A 15648-nucleotide genomic window follows, 5' to 3' on the forward strand; every position below is an offset into this window, starting at 1 on the left:
CTCCTAGAGAATCGCTCCGCTGTCCTTGGCTGCCGAGATGGCGTCCCAATCGAGGTCGAGTTCCAACAGGATCTCCTCGGTGTGCTGCCCATGTTCGGGAGCCCGTGCGGCCGCGGGTGGGGTTTCGTTGAATTGCACTGGCGCGGCGACGATCTGATACTCGTTGCCCTGGTCGTCGACGTTGGCTACGACGTAGCCGTTCGGCCTGACCTGCGGATCGTTGAGAGTCTCCTTCGGCGTGGCCAACGCGGCCCACACGCCGGGTTCGTCGGCGAGCACCTCGCGCCAGTGGTCCAGATCCTCGCTGGCCAGACGGTCTCCGACGAGCGCGCAAGCCTCGGTGGAGTTGGCGATCAGATTGCTTGACGGGACGAAGCGTTCGTCGGTGGCGAGTTCCGGCAGGCCGATCCGCTCACAGAACCCCGCCCAGAACCGGTCCGGCTGAAGGAAGACCATCTGGATCCACCGGCCGTCACGCGTCTTGTAACGGTTGACGAGCGGGTTGATCGCCAGGCCGGGTGGTGCGCCGGGGATGCCGTCGATGTCGAAGAGGTCAGCGACCGAGATCGACGGCGCGATGGTCCACATCGCCTGCGCCAGCAGGGATGAGTCGACGATGCTGGGTTCTCCGGTGCGCTCGCGGTGGAACAGAGCGGCACACACACCTCCGGCGAGCGTGATTCCGCCCTGCAGATCACCGAATCCGGGTCCCTGCACCGCGGGCGTCTCGGTGCCGAACGGCGTCATGGTGTACGACACCCCGCCGCGGGACAGGTAGGTGGCCGCGTCGAAACCGCCCTTGTCGCGGTCGGGTCCGCGAACTCCGGTGCCGGTGCCGCGCGCGATGATGATGTCCGGATTGAACGAGCGGATGTCATCGACGGTCAGCCGGGCCCGTTCCAGCGCTCCGGGCAGCCAGTTGGTGAGGAAGACGTCCGCGGTGGCCAGCAGGCGTCCGAAGTACTCGCGACCGGTGTCGGACTTGATGTCGACGGCAATGCTGCGCTTGCCCCTGTTGCCGATCTCGAGGATGAAATCGATGTGCGCTCGGGCGTTCTCCTTCGTGAATCCACCGATGACCAGTGCCCGACCCGGATCGCCCGCCTTGACGTCCTCGACCTTGATGACGTCCGCGCCCCAGTCGGCGAGCGCCGCACCGGCCGAGGGAACGTATGTCCACGAGGCCAATTCGACGACACGCACACCACTGAGAATCATTGCAACCCCTTCCCGATCTCCTCGAGATACCGGTCCGGTGCACCGAGGAATCCGCTCCAGCCCAACAGTCGCTTCAGATAAAGGTGCGCGTCGTGCTCCCACGTGAAGCCGATACCACCGAACACCTGGATCGCTATATCGCCGACCGCGGTCAGCCGGCCGGCGAACGCCTTGGCGCGCAGTGCGGCCAGATGGTGCTCCGCGGGATCCGCCGCATCGGCGGCCCACAACGCGTGGATGACGCCGCTACGCGCGAGTTCCACCGCCTCGTACATGTCGACGCACAGATGCTGGACGGCTTGAAAGCTTCCGATCGGCTGATCGAATTGCTTTCGCACCTTGGCGTATTCGATGGCGAGGTTCATCACGGCGGTCGCCGCACCGAGCGCGTCGGCGGCGTACGCGATCACGACGTCGTCGACGATCGCCCGCAACACGTCCGCCGGCACGGACGCTAGCCGCCTGGCAGAAGTGCTGTCGAACGTGACGTCGGCCAGCACACGCGTCGGGTCGATGTGCGCGCACGACGCCATCGTGATGCTCTCGGACGAGGTGTCGACGGAGTACAACCCGATGCCGTCGGGTTCGTCGGCGAACACCAGGATGATGTCGGCATCGTTGGCGTCCGGCACGCCGGTGACGCTGCCGTGCAGTCTGGGGCCGTCCATCGCTGTCGGCCGGGGACCGAACAGCGGCCCGACGGTGGTGACGGTGGAACCGTTCGCGATGCCGGCGAGCAATACGGCGGCATTCCCGTCGGCACCGGTGCGCACCAGGGCTCGCGTCGCCGCGACGGCGGTGGACAACCACGGGCCCGGGTACAACGCGGCCCCCAGTTCTTCGGCGACCACCCCGGCCTCGACCATCGTCATGCCTGCGCCGTCGCGCTCCTCCGGGACCAGCAAGCCCGTCACGCCCATCGCCGCCAGCCCGCGCCAGACCGAATCCGCTCCAGCATTCTCGTCGTCGAGTAGCGGCCGGACATATGTTGCCAGGCTTGCCTTTTCGGCAAGATAACGCCGCAGGGTGTCCCGTAGGGCGGTCTGTTCGTCGGTGAGTTCGAGGTTCATCGTCTTGGCAGCCCCAAGACGCGGGTCGCGGTGATGCCCTTGGTGATCTGGGTCGTCCCGCCGGCGATGGTCAGCGAGCGCGACGAGAGCCGACGGTCCATCCATCGGCCGCCGCTGCCGAGCGGCCCGAACACGTCGAACGCCAGCTCGGCGAGGTCCTGCCCCAGTTCGGCCCACACACTCTTGGCCAGGCTGGCCGAGCCGAGTGCATCGCCGCCGTGCAGCATCGCGGATATCGATCGCTTGCACAACAACTCGAGGTACTTGATGCGGACCGCGACGTCGCCGAGCCGGCACAGCGTCGCGCTGTTGTCGAGCGCCGGCTTGCCGTCGACGACGTGGTCCCTGAGGTCGGCGACGAGGTCGGCCAGCTGCATCTCCATCTGTGCATACAGTCTCGCCGCACCTGCCCGCTCGTGGCTCAGGGTCGTCGTGGCGACCTGCCATCCCGCGTTGAGCGGACCGAGCAGGGCGTCGGCGGGCACCCGGACGTCGGTGAAGAAGACTTCGGCGAAGTCGGCGGCACCGTTGATGGTCACCAGCGGCCGGACCTCGATACCGGGGGACTTCATGTCAACGATGAGGCAGGAGATGCCCTTGTGCTTCGAAGCGTCCGGATCGGTGCGGACGTACAGCTGACACCAGTCGGCCCGGTGGCCCAGCGAGGTCCAGATCTTCTGGCCGTTGACGACGAAGGCGTCAGCGTCACGCGTCGCGCGGGTGCGTAGTGACGCCAGGTCGGACCCCGCTTCCGGCTCGGACATGCCCTGACACCAGATGTCGTCGGCGCGCATCATCCGGGGGAGCAGCCGCCGCATCTGGTCCTCGGTGCCGTATTGCATTATCGCCGGCGCGATGTTGTTCATGCCGATCACGTTGAGCGGCATGGGTGCTCGCGCACGCGTCGTTTCCTCGGCGTACACCAGCTGCTCGAGCACCGACGCCCCACGGCCGCCGTACTCCTGCGGCCAGGAGACCGCGCCCCAACCCGCGTCGGCCACCGTCGCATCCCACGCACGAAGCGTCTCGAACGCCTGTGGATCGCGCCCGCGATGCCGGTCGGCGGTCTTCACCTCATCGGTCAGGTTGGTGGACAGCCAAGCGCGCAGCTCCTTGCGGAAGGGCTCCACCTCCGCTGGATATGAGAAGTCCACGGTGTCCTGTTCGGGATCGGCCTGATTGGTTTCTTTATAATTTTAGGTAGTATAGCCACCGCTGGCGGACAGGCAGAGAGGTTCGGTCATGGGCAGGGTGACGGGCAAAGTGGCCCTGGTCAGCGGGGCTGCGCGCGGCCAAGGACGTTCCCACGCGCGAACACTGGCCGCCGAGGGCGCCGACATCATCGCCGTCGACATCTGCGCGGACATCGAGACCAATGACTATCCGCTGGCGCGGCCGGAGGACCTCGACGAAACGGCGCGGCTGGTCGAGAAGGAAGGTCAGCGCGCCTACACCGAGATCGCTGACGTCCGCGACCGCGTCGGACTCGCCGCCGCGATCGACCGCGGCGTCGAAGAGTTCGGCCAACTCGACATCGTGGTCGCCAACGCCGGGATCTGCCCGATGACCGCGGGGCTACCGCCGCAGGCATTCGTCGATGCGGTCGACGTGGACCTCATCGGTGTCATGAACCTCATTCACGCCAGCATGAAGCACCTCCACGCGGGCGCCTCGGTCATCGCCACCGGATCGGTTGCGGCGTTCATGGCGACGGCGGTCAACACCAGCGGCATGGACGGCGGCCCCGGCGGGGCGGGTTATGCCTTCGCCAAACAGATTGTCGCGCACTACGTCAACGATCTCGCCCGCACACTGGCGCCGGAGCAGATCCGTGTGAACGCCGTACATCCCACGAACGTCAACACCGACATGCTGCACAGCCCGCCGATGTACAAGGCGTTTCGACCCGATCTGCCCAATCCCACGCGTGAGGATGCCGAAATCGTCTTCCCGATGATCCAGGCGATGCCGATTCCGTATGTGGAGCCCGAGGACATCAGCGAAGCCGTGCTGTTTCTGGCCAGCGACGCCGCCCGCTATGTCACCGGCCAGCAGCTGCGGGTCGACGCGGGCGGTTTCCTGAAGATCAAGCCGTGGTCAGGCCCATAGGAGAGGGGAGCAGCGTAGGTGCCCAGAGGGATCATGTACGTCGAGACGATGCCGGCCTCGCCGGATCGTGAAGCCGAGTACCACAAGTGGTACAACGACACACACCTGGCGCAGATCCTGTCGGTGGAGGGCATCGTGTCCGCGCGTCGGTTCGCACCCAACGATGGCGAAGGCCCCTTCATCGCGATCTATGAGCTCGACTGCGACGACCTCGATGCCGCCGTGCAGAGACTCGGGGAACTCGGCGCCACCGGAACCATGACGGGACTGGACAACCTCGCCATGGACCCGAAACCGATTCCCAAGGTGTACCGCGAGATCGGGTCGCTGGGCCCATGACGTATCCGACGGACGTCCAACGCCGGATCTATGCCCTGATGGTGCTGATGAAGGCTGCCGACGACCGGCTGTCCAAGGGCATCGGCACCGGTGAGTTCATGTGTGTGTACTGGCCGTCGCGCGGCCAGGAGGCCATCGCCGCCGCGATGGGTGTCGCGCTGCGTGAGGACGATCAGCTGGTGACGACCTACCGCGGGCTGCACGACCTGATCGGCAAAGGCGTTCCGCTGGAAGAGATCTACGGCGAGATGATGGGGCGCACGGTCGGGGCGGGTCGCGGTAAGGGCGGCACGATGCACATCGCGAAACCTGACAAGGGCGTGATGCTGTCGACGGGCATCGTCGGCGCCGGACCGCCGGTCGCCGTCGGGCTGGCGATGGCGGCCAAGCGCAAGGACACCGACCGCGTCACGGTGGTGAGTTTCGGTGACGGGGCGACGAACACCGGATCGTTCCACGAGGCGGCGAACATGGCTGCCCTGTGGAACCTGCCGGTGGTGTTCGTCTGCCAGAACAACCTATACGCGGAGATGACGCCCACTCACGACACGATGAAGCTCGGCCGTGTCGCCGACCGCGCCGCGGGATACGGGATGCCCGGCATTCAGGTGGACGGCAACGATCCGCTCGCCGTGCTGGATGTGCTCGCCGAGGCGATCGGCAAGGCGCGCAACGGTGAGGGACCCACGTTCATCGAATGCGTGACGTTTCGCTTCCGCGGCCATTACTTCGGCGACCGCATGCCGTACATCCCCAAGGATCAATTGTCGGCGGCGATGGAGGCCGACCCGGTGCCCCGCTTCCGGAAACACCTGATAGACAACGGCATCTGCACCGACGACGAGCTCAGCGGCATCGACGAGGGCGCCCTCATTAAGGTGCAACAGGCTCTGGACACCGTCATGAGCGCCGAGGCGCCGTCGATCGACGAACTCGACCGCGACGTGTACGCGTCCCCGATCCGCTATCCGGTCTGAGGAAGGCGTCATGGACGAGAAAGAAATGACGATGCGTGAGGCGCTGAACCTCGCGCTGGATCAGGCGCTGGCGGCCGACGATCGGGTGTTCCTGCTCGGCGAGGACATCGCCGATCCGGGAGCTTCGGGCCCGACGGCGGGACTGTCGACGAAGTACGGACACGATCGGGTGCTGGACACGCCGATATCGGAGGCCGCCATCGTCGGCGCCGCGATCGGCGCGGCCATCGACGGACTGCTGCCGGTCGCCGAGATCATGATCATGGACTTCATCGGCATCGCCGCCGACCAGCTGATCAACAACGCCGCCAAACTGCGGTTCATGACCGCGGGGCGCACGACGGCGCCGATCACCGTGCGCACCCAGGTGTACGGCGGACTGGCCACCGGCGCAACGCATTCGCAGACCCTGGAAGCCTGGTTCATGCACATCCCGGGCATGAAGGTCATCGTCCCGTCGACCCCGCGCGACGGTAAGGGCCTATTGACATCTGCGATCTTCGACCCGGATCCGTGCCTGTTCGTCGAAACGATCCGTCTGCAGGGTCAGAAGGGTTCCGTACCAACAGATCCTGGCTTCGCCATTCCGCTGGGCCAGGCCGAGATCAAGCGGCCCGGATCCGACGTCACGCTCATCAGCTACGGCCGCAGCGTGCTCGAATGTCTCACGGCCGCCCAGCAGTTGCAGGACCTGGGCGTGAACGCCGAGGTGGTCGACCTGCGGACCCTGGTGCCACTGGATGTCGAGACCATAGTCGAATCGGTGCGGCGGACCCGCCGCGCGGTGGTCGTGCACGACGCCGTCCAGTTCGCGGGACCGGGTGCGGAGATCGTCGCCACCCTCCAAGCCGAATGCTTCGGCGAGCTCACCGCCCCGATCGAGCGCGTCGGCGCCCGGTTCGTTCCCACGCCGGCTGCGGCGGCGCTGGAGGCGCAGATCTATCCGTCGGCAGCACGGATCGTCGACGCCGCGCAGCGAGCACTGGCGACCGCGGTCGCGCATGGCTGAGTTCGTCATTCGGATCCCCCGCACGTCGGTTGCGGTGTCCGAAGCGGAGCTGACCGAGCTGCTGGTCGACGACGGCGAGCACGTGGAGGAAGGTGCTCCGCTCTTCACGGTGGCCACCGAGAAGGTCGAACAGGAGATCGAAGCGGGCGCGTCGGGCACGGTCAATTGGACCGGCGAGGTAGGGACCATCTACGACATCGGCGCTGAAATCGGCGTCATCACGTAATAACGAAAGGTTGTTCATCCATGGACGTCAACGAGACTCGCGAGCGGATCATCTTCGAAAAGAAGGGTCCCATCGCGTCCATCACCTTGAACTGGCCCGAGAAGGCCAACGCTCAGGACCAGAAGCAGGTCGAGGAGATCGACGATGCGCTTCGGGACGCCGACCGCGATTACGACATCAAGGTTCTGATTTTGAAGGCCAACGGAAAGGGCTTCTGTTCGGGGCACGCCATCGGCAACAACGCCGTCGACTATCCGGAGTTCGTCGAGGGCTTCAAGGCCACCGGTATGCCGTGGAAACCCCAGACCGACTTGTTCGTCAAGCCGATCCTGAACCTGTGGGAGTTCTCCAAGCCCACCATCTCGCAGATCCACGGGTACTGCGTCGGTGGCGGCACCCACTACGGACTGACCACCGATATCGCGATCGCCTCCGAGGACGCCTACTTCTCGTATCCGCCGCTGCAGGGGTTCGGGATGCCGTCGGGTGAATGCTCCATCGAGCCATGGGTTTTCATGAACTGGCGGCGCGCCTCCTATTACCTCTACACCGCCGAGACGGTCGACGCGAACAAGGCGCTCGAGTACGGCCTCATCAACGAGGTGGTCAAGCGCGAAGATCTGGATGCGCGGGTGGAGGCGATCGCCCGCCACATCGCCCAGGCTCCGCTCACCACGCTGCTGGCCACCAAGGCCAACATCAAGCGGGCGTGGGAGATGATGGGCATGCGGGTGCACTGGCAGAGTTCCAACGACCTCGTCGCGCTCGCGTCGGTCAGCAGGGACGTCCAGGAACTCATCCAGCGGGTGTTCGCGGACAAGATCCTGCCGTCGGAGATGGCCGAGCGTCAGGCGGCCGCATCCAAGAACGGCGACGTCGCCACCTAAGGGTGTCCGTTGAACATCTCTGACCATGCTACGGAGGCCGCGGACTCGCCGGCCGTGATCGCTGCAGACGGTGAGACCATCACCTACGGCAACCTTTACGCGGGTAGCCGGCGGGTGGCGGCCCTGCTGTACGAGGCCGGGCTGCGTCCTGGCGACGGTGTCGCACTGGTGCTGCCCAACCGCCCGGAGTTCTTCGAGATCACCTGGGGCTGCCAGCTTTCCGGGTTGTACTACAGCGCGGTCAACACGCATTTCACGGCAGACGAAGTCGCTTACGTGATCGACGACTCCGAAGCGAAGGCGGTCTTCATCGACGAGTCGATGCCTGAACTGGCGGCCCATCTTCTCGAGGCCAATGCGGGTGTCGAGGTGCACATTGGCGTCGGTGCCGCGTTGCCGGGCTGGACGTCGTACCGCGACGCGCTGGCATCGGCGGGTGATGCCCCGCCGATTTCGGACGGCACCGAGATGCTCTACTCCTCGGGAACCACGGGGCGGCCCAAGGCCGTTCGACGACCACTGCCGACCGACGGTCAGGGGTCGTGGGCGCAGAAGGTCCTCGAGTACTCGCTCGGCCAGCGCTACGACATGACCTCGTCCAGCGTCTACCTCTCCCCAGCACCGCTGTATCACGCGGCGGGCATCAACTACACGATGGCAGTACACCGGGTGGGCGCCGCCTCGATCCTGATGCGAAAGTTCGACGCCGAGGCCGTACTGCGGCACATCGAGACGTACCGCGTCACGCATGCGCAGTTCGTGCCGACGATGTTCGTGCGGATGCTCAAGCTGCCCGACGAGGTCCGCGCCGCCTATGACACGTCGAGCCTGCGGTGCGTGATCCACGCGGCCGCGCCGTGCCCGGTTGACGTCAAGTACAAGATGATGGAGTGGTTCGGCCCGATCATCCACGAGTATTACGGGGGCACAGAAGGATTCGCGGGCACCGGGATCGGACCCGAAGACTGGCTGGCCCACCCCGGTTCGGTGGGCAAACCCATCACCCCTGTGCATGTGCTGGATGCCGACGGGATCGAAGTTCCCGCCGGCACCGCCGGGGAACTCTTCTTCGAGGGGGGACCGGCGTTCGAATACTTCAAGGACCCGGCCAAGACCGCCTCGGTGTCCAACGACCGCGGATGGCGATCACTTGGTGATATGGGATTCGTCGACGAGGACGGCTACCTCTATCTGACTGACAGGTCGACGTTCATGATCGTCTCCGGCGGGGTGAACATCTACCCGCAGGAGGTGGAGAACCTGTTGGTCATGCATCCGAAGCTCGTCGACGCCGCAGTGTTCGGTGTCCCGAACGACGAGTTCGGCGAGGAGGTCAAGGCGGTCGTACAACCGATCCCCGGGGTGGAGGCCGGATCCGCACTCGAGGCCGAGCTGATCGACTACTGCAGATCACACCTCGCGACCTACAAGTGCCCCCGCACCATCGAATTCGATCCGGAACTACCGCGCGATCCCAACGGAAAGCTCTACAAACGGCGCATCCGCGACCGCTACTGGCAGGGCCGCGCGTCGCGCATCGTGTGACTCAGTCCAGGCTGAAATCGATGATGCCGCGCACGATCTCACCGTTGAGCTGGTCACGGTAGCCGTCATTGATCTCGTCGAGACGGTAGCGCCGGGTGATCATCTCGTCGAGTTGCAGCTGCCCCGATTCGTAGAGCTTGATGAAGCGGGGCACGTCCACCCGGGGATTACATGATCCGTACACGGTGCCGACGAGGTTTTTGTTCCACAGGATGAACTCCTGCAGGTTGATCCCGATGGAACTCGTGAGCTGCCTGGTCATTCCGGTCAGCACACAGGTTCCACCCTTGCGCGTCAGACTAAGCGCGGGCTGCACATCGTCCTCGGTGATCAACGAGGGGGAGACGATGACGCTGTCCGCCATCACCCCGGCGGTCAGATCGCGAACCAGATCGGCGGCTTCCTCGGTGGACGCGACGCTGTGTGTGGCGCCGAAGCCCAGTGCCGATTTCTGTTTGAACTCCACCGGATCGACGGCGATGATCTGCGCGGCGCCGTTGATGCGCGCGCCCTGGATCGCCCCGGTGCCGATGCCGCCGACGCCGATCACCACGACGGTGTCACCGGTGCGCACTTTCGCGCGGTTCTCCGCGGAACCGTAGCCGGTGGGGATGCCGCAGGACAGCAGCGCCATCGGTAGCAGCGGAAGATGAGGGTCGATCTTGACGATCGAATCCGGCGACACCACAGTGTGTTTCGAGAAGGCGCCGACCTTGGACAGGTGACCCAGGTTCCGCCCGTCGCTCGTGTGATGGCGGAATGTGCCGTCGGTGGGCATGCCGGGGATCATCACCTGCGCGCCCATGTCGCAGATGTACTCCATCCCGGAGTTGCACCACCTGCAGCTGCCGCACACCGCGACGAACGACGTCACGACGTGGTCGCCCGGCTTGAACTCGGTGACGCCCGCGCCGACTTCGAGGACGACGCCCGCGCCTTCGTGGCCACCGATCAACGGGAACATCGACGGCAGCCCATAGGACTGCATCACCTCGTTGGACGCGGACATGTCGCCGTTGCGGATGTGCTCGTCGGAGTGGCACAGCCCGGCCGCGGCCATCTCGAGCAGCACCTCGCCGGCCTTCGGCGGGTCGAGCTCGAATTCCTCGACCGACCACTGCTGGCCCATGTCGTGCAGGATCGCTGCGCGTGTCCTCACGCTCAGGCCCGATTTGTCGGCTCAGCCGACATTGGCCGGAATGTGACGGGCAGGTGCTTGGGGGAGCGAAATGGCATACCGACGATCTTCGTATCGTCGTCGGCGATTAGTTGGAAATCGGTCAAACGGTCGAAGAGGCTCGTCAGCATTGCCTTCGTTTCGACCCGGGCCAGATGCATTCCGAGGCAGCTGTGAATGCCTCCCGCGAACGAGATGTGAGCCCGACGCGGGCGGTGGATGTCGAACACGTCGGGGTTCTCCCACCGCTTGTCGTCACGATTGGCGGCGCCCATGCATAAGGTGATCGACGCGCCCTCCGGGATTGTCATGCCGTGCATCTCGACATCACGGGTGGTGTTGCGAGCCACAAGCACAAGCGGGGTCTCGAACCGAATGCCTTCCTCGATCGCGGCCGGGATGAGACTGCGGTCCCGTTGCAGTGCCTCGAGTTGGTCTGGATGGGTCAGCAACAGCTGCAACAGATTTCCCGAGGACCGGTAAGTGGTCTCGAGTCCGGCGGGCAGCAGCAGGCGCAGGAACGAGATGATGGCCTCGTCGGTGAGCTTTTCCCCGTCGATCTCCGCGGCAACGAGGTCGCCGATGACGTCGTTGGTGGGCTTGCTTCGCCGTTGATCCACCTGCTGCTGAAAGTAGGTGCCGAGTTCGACCGACGCGTTCAGGCCCGCTTCGATGTCCTCGGTGATGGAGATCAAGTCCAGTGACAGCCGCCGGAACATCTCGAGATCTTCCTGCGGCAGGCCGAGCAGGGCGGCGGTGACCCTGGTGGGGAACTCGAACGTCACCGCCTTGACCAGATCGACCTCGCCGTCGTCCTTGAACTCGTTGACCAGCTGATCACAGATCGGGTCGATCACCTCGGGTTCCCACTTGGCCAGCGAGCTCTGCTTGAAGGCCTTGCTCACCAGGCTGCGATGGTCGTGGTGCTGTTTCCCCGCCATGCCGAGGATCGTCGGGCCGAAGACCAACCCGATGGTCTGGTTGTACATCTCCGAGGCGAACACCGTGTCTTCGCGAAAGGCGGTGAAGACGCTGTCGAAGTCGAACAACGTCCAGTTCTCTGGGTTCTTCAACTCCTCGGGCATCAGGTCGCTCTCCATGAGCGTCCCGCGCCACACCGGCGACGTCTTACGCATGTGCTCGAAGTAGGGGTAGGGATCGTTCACCAAATCGGGGGCGGTCGGCTGATCATGCGAATCCGTGCTGGTCGTCACACATGCCTCCCGGCGCAAGCAAGTCGTTCGCTCTATCTTTACTATTTTAGTATTCTAGGTCAAGGGAGAGGAGGTCCTATGCAGCGCCGACCGGTATGTGCGGTCGAAGACCTGCCTCCGGGAACGATGAAGCTGGTCCAGGCCGGAAAGTTCGGCGTGGGCGTCTACAACATCGACGGGTCGCTCTACGCGATCGCGAACTATTGCTCACATGAGGGCGCACCGCTGTGCCTGGGCTACGTCAGGGGCACCACCGAGTACGACCCGGAGATGCCCGACCAGATCCGCCATGTGCGTGACGGCCAGATCGCGCGTTGCCCCTGGCATCAATGGGAGTTCGACATCACCACGGGAGAAAGCCTCGCCGATCCCAAGAAGCGAGTGCGCACGTACGAGGTGGACGTCGCGGATGGACAGGTGTATCTCACGGCATGACGATCATCGACGCGAATGTGCAGCCACATTTCCGGTTCAACTCCGAGATTCGGCGGTATCTGTCGGCGCCGCACAAGCTGCGCGCCATTCCCGACGTGGAGCAGCAGTGGTACCAGGCGCCGGGCGGGGACTACCGCCAGGACCTGTACGGCGACGGCTATCCCGGGTCGGATCCAGATACCGTGGCGCATCATCTCTTCGACGGCAACGGCGTTGCCTTCGGCTCTTCGCGCGAGCGGCTCATCGCTGACTACGCGATTCTCAATCCGCTGACGCGCGGCAACATCGCCGATTATCTGCTGAACAGCCGGATCTGCGCGGCGGTCAACGACTGGCTGCTCGACCGTTGGCTGGATCCGGACACGTCGAACCGGTTCCGCGGCACCATCCGGGTCAACCCCGAGGACGTCAGGGGGGCGGTCGCCGAGATCGAGCGACTGGCCGATCACCCGAAGATGGTTCAGGTCGGTGTTCCGATGCAGTCGCGTGAGCCCTACGGCAAACCGATGTTCGAGCCGATCTGGGAGGCCGCCGCCGCACACGGGCTACCGGTGGCCGTACATATCAACGGCGGCAACGGTGTTGACCATGCGCCGACGTTCGCCGGTCATGCCTACACCTACCCGGGCTATGCCGCGTTCATGCCGCTGAACTCGTTCGTCCACCTTGCGACGCTGATCGTCGAGGGCATGTTCGGACGGCACCCCGATCTGCGATTCGTCTTCGCCGACGGCGGCTACGACATTCTCACGCCACTCATGTGGCGGCTCGACACGTTCTGGATGTCGATGCGGGATCAAACCCCCTGGGTGGACCGGTTTCCCAGCGAGTACCTGCGCGACCATGTGCGATTCTGTTCGTCGGCGCTCGACGGGCCGACGGACGAGGGCCAGGCTGAGCAGTGGATGGACTTCACCGACAAGGCCGACCTGCTGATGTACGGGTCGAGCTACCCACACTGGTCCGCAACGGGGCCGGACACCGTCGTCGCAGGTCTTAACAGTCACCAGCGGGACAAAGTGTTGTGGCGCAACGCAAGTGAGATCTATGGTGTCACGCCGGCCGAGCCGGCAATCCAGGCAGGGAGAGGAGTCTGACATGACGACCGTCGAGAGCGTTCGGGACAGGACCGCCGCCGCGGATATCGCGGTGACGATCGTCGACACCGACGTCCACCCGCTGCCCATGTCGGCCGAAGTGCTCAAGTCGTATGCGCCCGCGGAATGGAAGGACAAACTCTGGCCGACGGGTAATGCGGTCTCGCCGGTCCCGCATTTCTATGACACGCCGGACTCGTACAAGACGAACTCACTGCGGGTTGACGCGAGCCCGCCGGGCGGCGGTGTCGCGGGCAGCGATCCGGACTTCGCAGCCAAGCAACTGCTGGTCGATGCCGGCGTGAGTATCGCTGTGCTGGAACCTATGTGCGACGCGCAGCTGCCGCAGGCCGAAGACGTCCTGAAGGCCACCCACAACGACTGGCTCGCCGACGTGTGGCTGGGTGAGGCCAACTGGCACGGCCGTTGGCGAGGCGCGATCAGCGTCACCGCCCAGGATCCGGTAGCCGCCGCACGCGAGATCGAGCGGTGGGCCGGGCACCCGTACATGGCCGAAGTGCTCATGACGCCGCAGACACGCGGGATCCCGTTCGGTAGCCCGCACTTCGATCCGATGTATGCGGCCGCGGCACGCCATGGTCTGCCCGTCGCCACCCACCTCATGGGGCAGACGCCGTTCGAGTTGATTCCGATCTACCCGGTCGGCAACCCGGCGCACTGGCACGACTTCTTCGCGTCCTGGCCGCTGCTGTATGTGTCGCATCTGATGAGCCTGGTGTTCGACGGCGCCTTCGACCGTCATCCCGATCTACGGGTGGTGTTCGTCGAGGGTGGCTTCACGTGGGCGTTGCCTGCGATGTGGCGGATGGACCGAATCTGGGAGCAGCGCAAGGCAGATCTGCCGCAGGTGCGTCGTAAGCCGTCGGACTATGTCCGCGAGCACGTGCGATTCACGACCCAACCGCTCGAGGAGGTCGACCTCGGCGAGTACCGCAAGTACCTCGAGATGATGGATCTCGGCGACAACATCATGTTCTCCACCGACTACCCGCACTGGAGCTACGACTCGCCGGACTGGGCGATCAGACGGTTCCCGGCGGACCAGCGTGAGCGAATCATGCGCGGCAACGCCATGGCGCTGTACGGCTTGCCCGCCACCGTCAAGGCGTTGCCTTCTGAATTGTCGGGCGCAGGTGGACTCGCCGTTTGACGTACACGCTGTCGAATCGGCACTGACCGACCTGGTCCGCGATTACGACAAGCGTTGGTCGAACCTGGATTTCCACGCGCTGGGCGATCTTTGGACGCGCGACGACCCGTCGCCCATCTACGTCGGTGACGAGTACGCGGCGCCGGTGATCGGCAACGACGAACTCGAACGGCACTGGGCGAGGGTGGCCGGACGGCTCAAGTCGGCGACGGTGTCGTCGACGTTGCATGAGTTCGACATGGTGGACGACACCGTGGTCCGCGCCATCGTGCTGAGCCGCTGGCGCCTGGCGGGCACAGAAGTCGACGGCGAACGAAACGGCGCGAGTTGGATCACCTGGCTGCTGGTCCGTCGCGGCGACCGGCTGAGGATCTTTCATCAGATGGAGTCGCAGATTCACCTCGCCGACTGACTGCGATTTCGGTGTAGTTGGTCGCGCTCACCGCGACCCGCGACACCGAAATCACTGTTTGGCAGCCAGCGGGACCACGGGGGTGCGGGCGTGCGGCCCGCGGGTGATTGCGTGCAAACGGATTTCGGGCAGATCGACCGACGGGTCGAGGGTATCCAGCCAGGCGACGGCGTCGGCGACATCGGCGGCACGGATCGCGTACATCTCGAACGGCACTTCCTGCAGCATCTCGGTCTCGACGGGCCCCGGGGTGACGATGTGTACGTTGATCCCGTCGCGGTCGACCTCGCGCGCCAGCGCGCCCGCGAACGCGTTCATACCGGCCTTCGACGCCGAATACGCCGTCCGCGCCATCATCGGTTCGTGGGCGGCCGACGACGAGATGAACACGAAGCGTGAGCCCTGCCTCATCTTCGGCAGCGCGGCGGACGTCACCACGAAACACGAGTCCAGATTCGCCGACATCGTCGCGCGCCATTGATCGAAAGTCTGCTTGCGAGCGTAGGTTCCGCCCAGAATTCCCGCCGCATGCACGACGAGATCGATCTCGTCGAGCGCGTCAACCGCGGCTGCGAACGTCTCAGGCTGCGCCGCGTCGGCGACGGCATAGCGCGCACCGATGGCTGCGGCCGCGTCGCGCAGGGGCTCTTCACGCCTGGCGGTCAGGACGACGTCGTAGCCGAGCTCGACGAGCTTGCGCCCGCACGCGATTCCGATTCCACCGCTACCGCCGGTTACCAAGGCGCTACGCACGCGGCCCTC

17 protein-coding genes are annotated in these 15648 nt (G+C 65.0%); 11 read left to right on the plus strand and 6 right to left on the minus strand.

The features are described from left to right. Window positions 1-3: 3 nt before the first annotated feature. From M1248_RS13640 to M1248_RS13650, 3 genes are read right to left on the minus strand one after another with little or no spacing between them, the layout of a single operon-like run. Entirely contained in the window at window positions 4-1218 is a 1215-nt protein-coding gene (locus M1248_RS13640; RefSeq protein WP_317148707.1) for a CaiB/BaiF CoA-transferase family protein, read from the minus strand. Then, window positions 1215-2288, minus strand: coding sequence for an acyl-CoA dehydrogenase family protein (locus M1248_RS13645; protein WP_317148708.1), 1074 nt, complete (start codon window positions 2286-2288; stop codon window positions 1215-1217). Before M1248_RS13645 ends, M1248_RS13640 begins: the two co-directional genes overlap by 4 nt. Further along, window positions 2285-3442 (minus strand): acyl-CoA dehydrogenase family protein, encoded by a 1158-nt coding sequence (locus M1248_RS13650; protein WP_163728697.1) that lies wholly within the window; start codon window positions 3440-3442, stop codon window positions 2285-2287. The genes M1248_RS13645 and M1248_RS13650 overlap by 4 nt, the downstream gene beginning before the upstream one ends. Window positions 3443-3530: 88 nt before the next feature. Between M1248_RS13650 and M1248_RS13655 the strand changes: the two genes are divergently transcribed. From M1248_RS13655 to M1248_RS13685, 7 genes are read left to right on the plus strand one after another with little or no spacing between them, the layout of a single operon-like run. Continuing rightward, on the plus strand, window positions 3531-4397 hold the full coding sequence (locus tag M1248_RS13655) for a mycofactocin-coupled SDR family oxidoreductase (protein ID WP_317148709.1): 867 nt from the start codon (window positions 3531-3533) through the stop codon (window positions 4395-4397). A gap of 18 nt (window positions 4398-4415) precedes the next feature. Continuing rightward, entirely contained in the window at window positions 4416-4736 is a 321-nt protein-coding gene (locus M1248_RS13660; protein WP_232076111.1) for a DUF4286 family protein, read from the plus strand. Then, entirely contained in the window at window positions 4733-5713 is a 981-nt protein-coding gene (locus M1248_RS13665) for a thiamine pyrophosphate-dependent dehydrogenase E1 component subunit alpha (protein ID WP_163728691.1), read from the plus strand. Before M1248_RS13660 ends, M1248_RS13665 begins: the two co-directional genes overlap by 4 nt. Window positions 5714-5723: 10 nt before the next feature. Then, on the plus strand, window positions 5724-6722 hold the full coding sequence (locus M1248_RS13670; protein WP_163728688.1) for an alpha-ketoacid dehydrogenase subunit beta: 999 nt from the start codon (window positions 5724-5726) through the stop codon (window positions 6720-6722). Then, a complete protein-coding gene (locus M1248_RS13675; RefSeq protein WP_163728686.1) occupies window positions 6715-6948 on the plus strand; it encodes a lipoyl domain-containing protein in 234 nt (77 codons plus the stop codon). Before M1248_RS13670 ends, M1248_RS13675 begins: the two co-directional genes overlap by 8 nt. A gap of 20 nt (window positions 6949-6968) precedes the next feature. Further along, on the plus strand, window positions 6969-7835 hold the full coding sequence (locus M1248_RS13680; RefSeq protein WP_163728683.1) for an enoyl-CoA hydratase/isomerase family protein: 867 nt from the start codon (window positions 6969-6971) through the stop codon (window positions 7833-7835). A 9-nt stretch (window positions 7836-7844) separates the two neighbouring features. Further along, window positions 7845-9380 carry an acyl-CoA synthetase gene (locus M1248_RS13685; RefSeq protein ID WP_317148710.1) on the plus strand — a complete coding sequence of 512 codons (1536 nt, stop codon included), beginning with the start codon at window positions 7845-7847 and terminating at the stop codon, window positions 9378-9380. Between the two features lies 1 nt (window position 9381). Here M1248_RS13685 and M1248_RS13690 read toward each other — a convergent pair whose 3' ends face one another. Continuing rightward, window positions 9382-10539, minus strand: a complete 1158-nt coding sequence (locus M1248_RS13690) for a Zn-dependent alcohol dehydrogenase (protein WP_317148711.1) — start codon at window positions 10537-10539, stop codon at window positions 9382-9384. A gap of 2 nt (window positions 10540-10541) precedes the next feature. Further along, complete coding sequence (locus M1248_RS13695) at window positions 10542-11771, minus strand: cytochrome P450 (protein WP_410506666.1); 1230 nt, start codon at window positions 11769-11771, stop codon at window positions 10542-10544. Window positions 11772-11849: 78 nt separating this feature from the next. Between M1248_RS13695 and M1248_RS13700 the strand changes: the two genes are divergently transcribed. From M1248_RS13700 to M1248_RS13715, 4 genes are read left to right on the plus strand one after another with little or no spacing between them, the layout of a single operon-like run. Beyond that, on the plus strand, window positions 11850-12206 hold the full coding sequence (locus tag M1248_RS13700; protein ID WP_163728670.1) for a Rieske (2Fe-2S) protein: 357 nt from the start codon (window positions 11850-11852) through the stop codon (window positions 12204-12206). Beyond that, complete coding sequence (locus M1248_RS13705) at window positions 12203-13303, plus strand: amidohydrolase family protein (RefSeq protein WP_317148712.1); 1101 nt, start codon at window positions 12203-12205, stop codon at window positions 13301-13303. The genes M1248_RS13700 and M1248_RS13705 overlap by 4 nt, the downstream gene beginning before the upstream one ends. A gap of 1 nt (window position 13304) precedes the next feature. Next, window positions 13305-14474 carry an amidohydrolase family protein gene (locus M1248_RS13710; RefSeq protein WP_317148713.1) on the plus strand — a complete coding sequence of 390 codons (1170 nt, stop codon included), beginning with the start codon at window positions 13305-13307 and terminating at the stop codon, window positions 14472-14474. Then, complete coding sequence (locus M1248_RS13715) at window positions 14458-14886, plus strand: hypothetical protein (RefSeq protein ID WP_317148714.1); 429 nt, start codon at window positions 14458-14460, stop codon at window positions 14884-14886. The genes M1248_RS13710 and M1248_RS13715 overlap by 17 nt, the downstream gene beginning before the upstream one ends. Window positions 14887-14937: 51 nt before the next feature. Here the strand turns inward: M1248_RS13715 and M1248_RS13720 are convergent, their stop codons facing one another. Further along, window positions 14938-15639 (minus strand): SDR family oxidoreductase, encoded by a 702-nt coding sequence (locus tag M1248_RS13720; protein ID WP_163728659.1) that lies wholly within the window; start codon window positions 15637-15639, stop codon window positions 14938-14940. Window positions 15640-15648: the final 9 nt, after the last annotated feature.

Source organism: Mycobacterium sp. 29Ha (assembly GCF_032883055.1).
Lineage (GTDB): Bacteria > Actinomycetota > Actinomycetes > Mycobacteriales > Mycobacteriaceae > Mycobacterium > Mycobacterium gallinarum.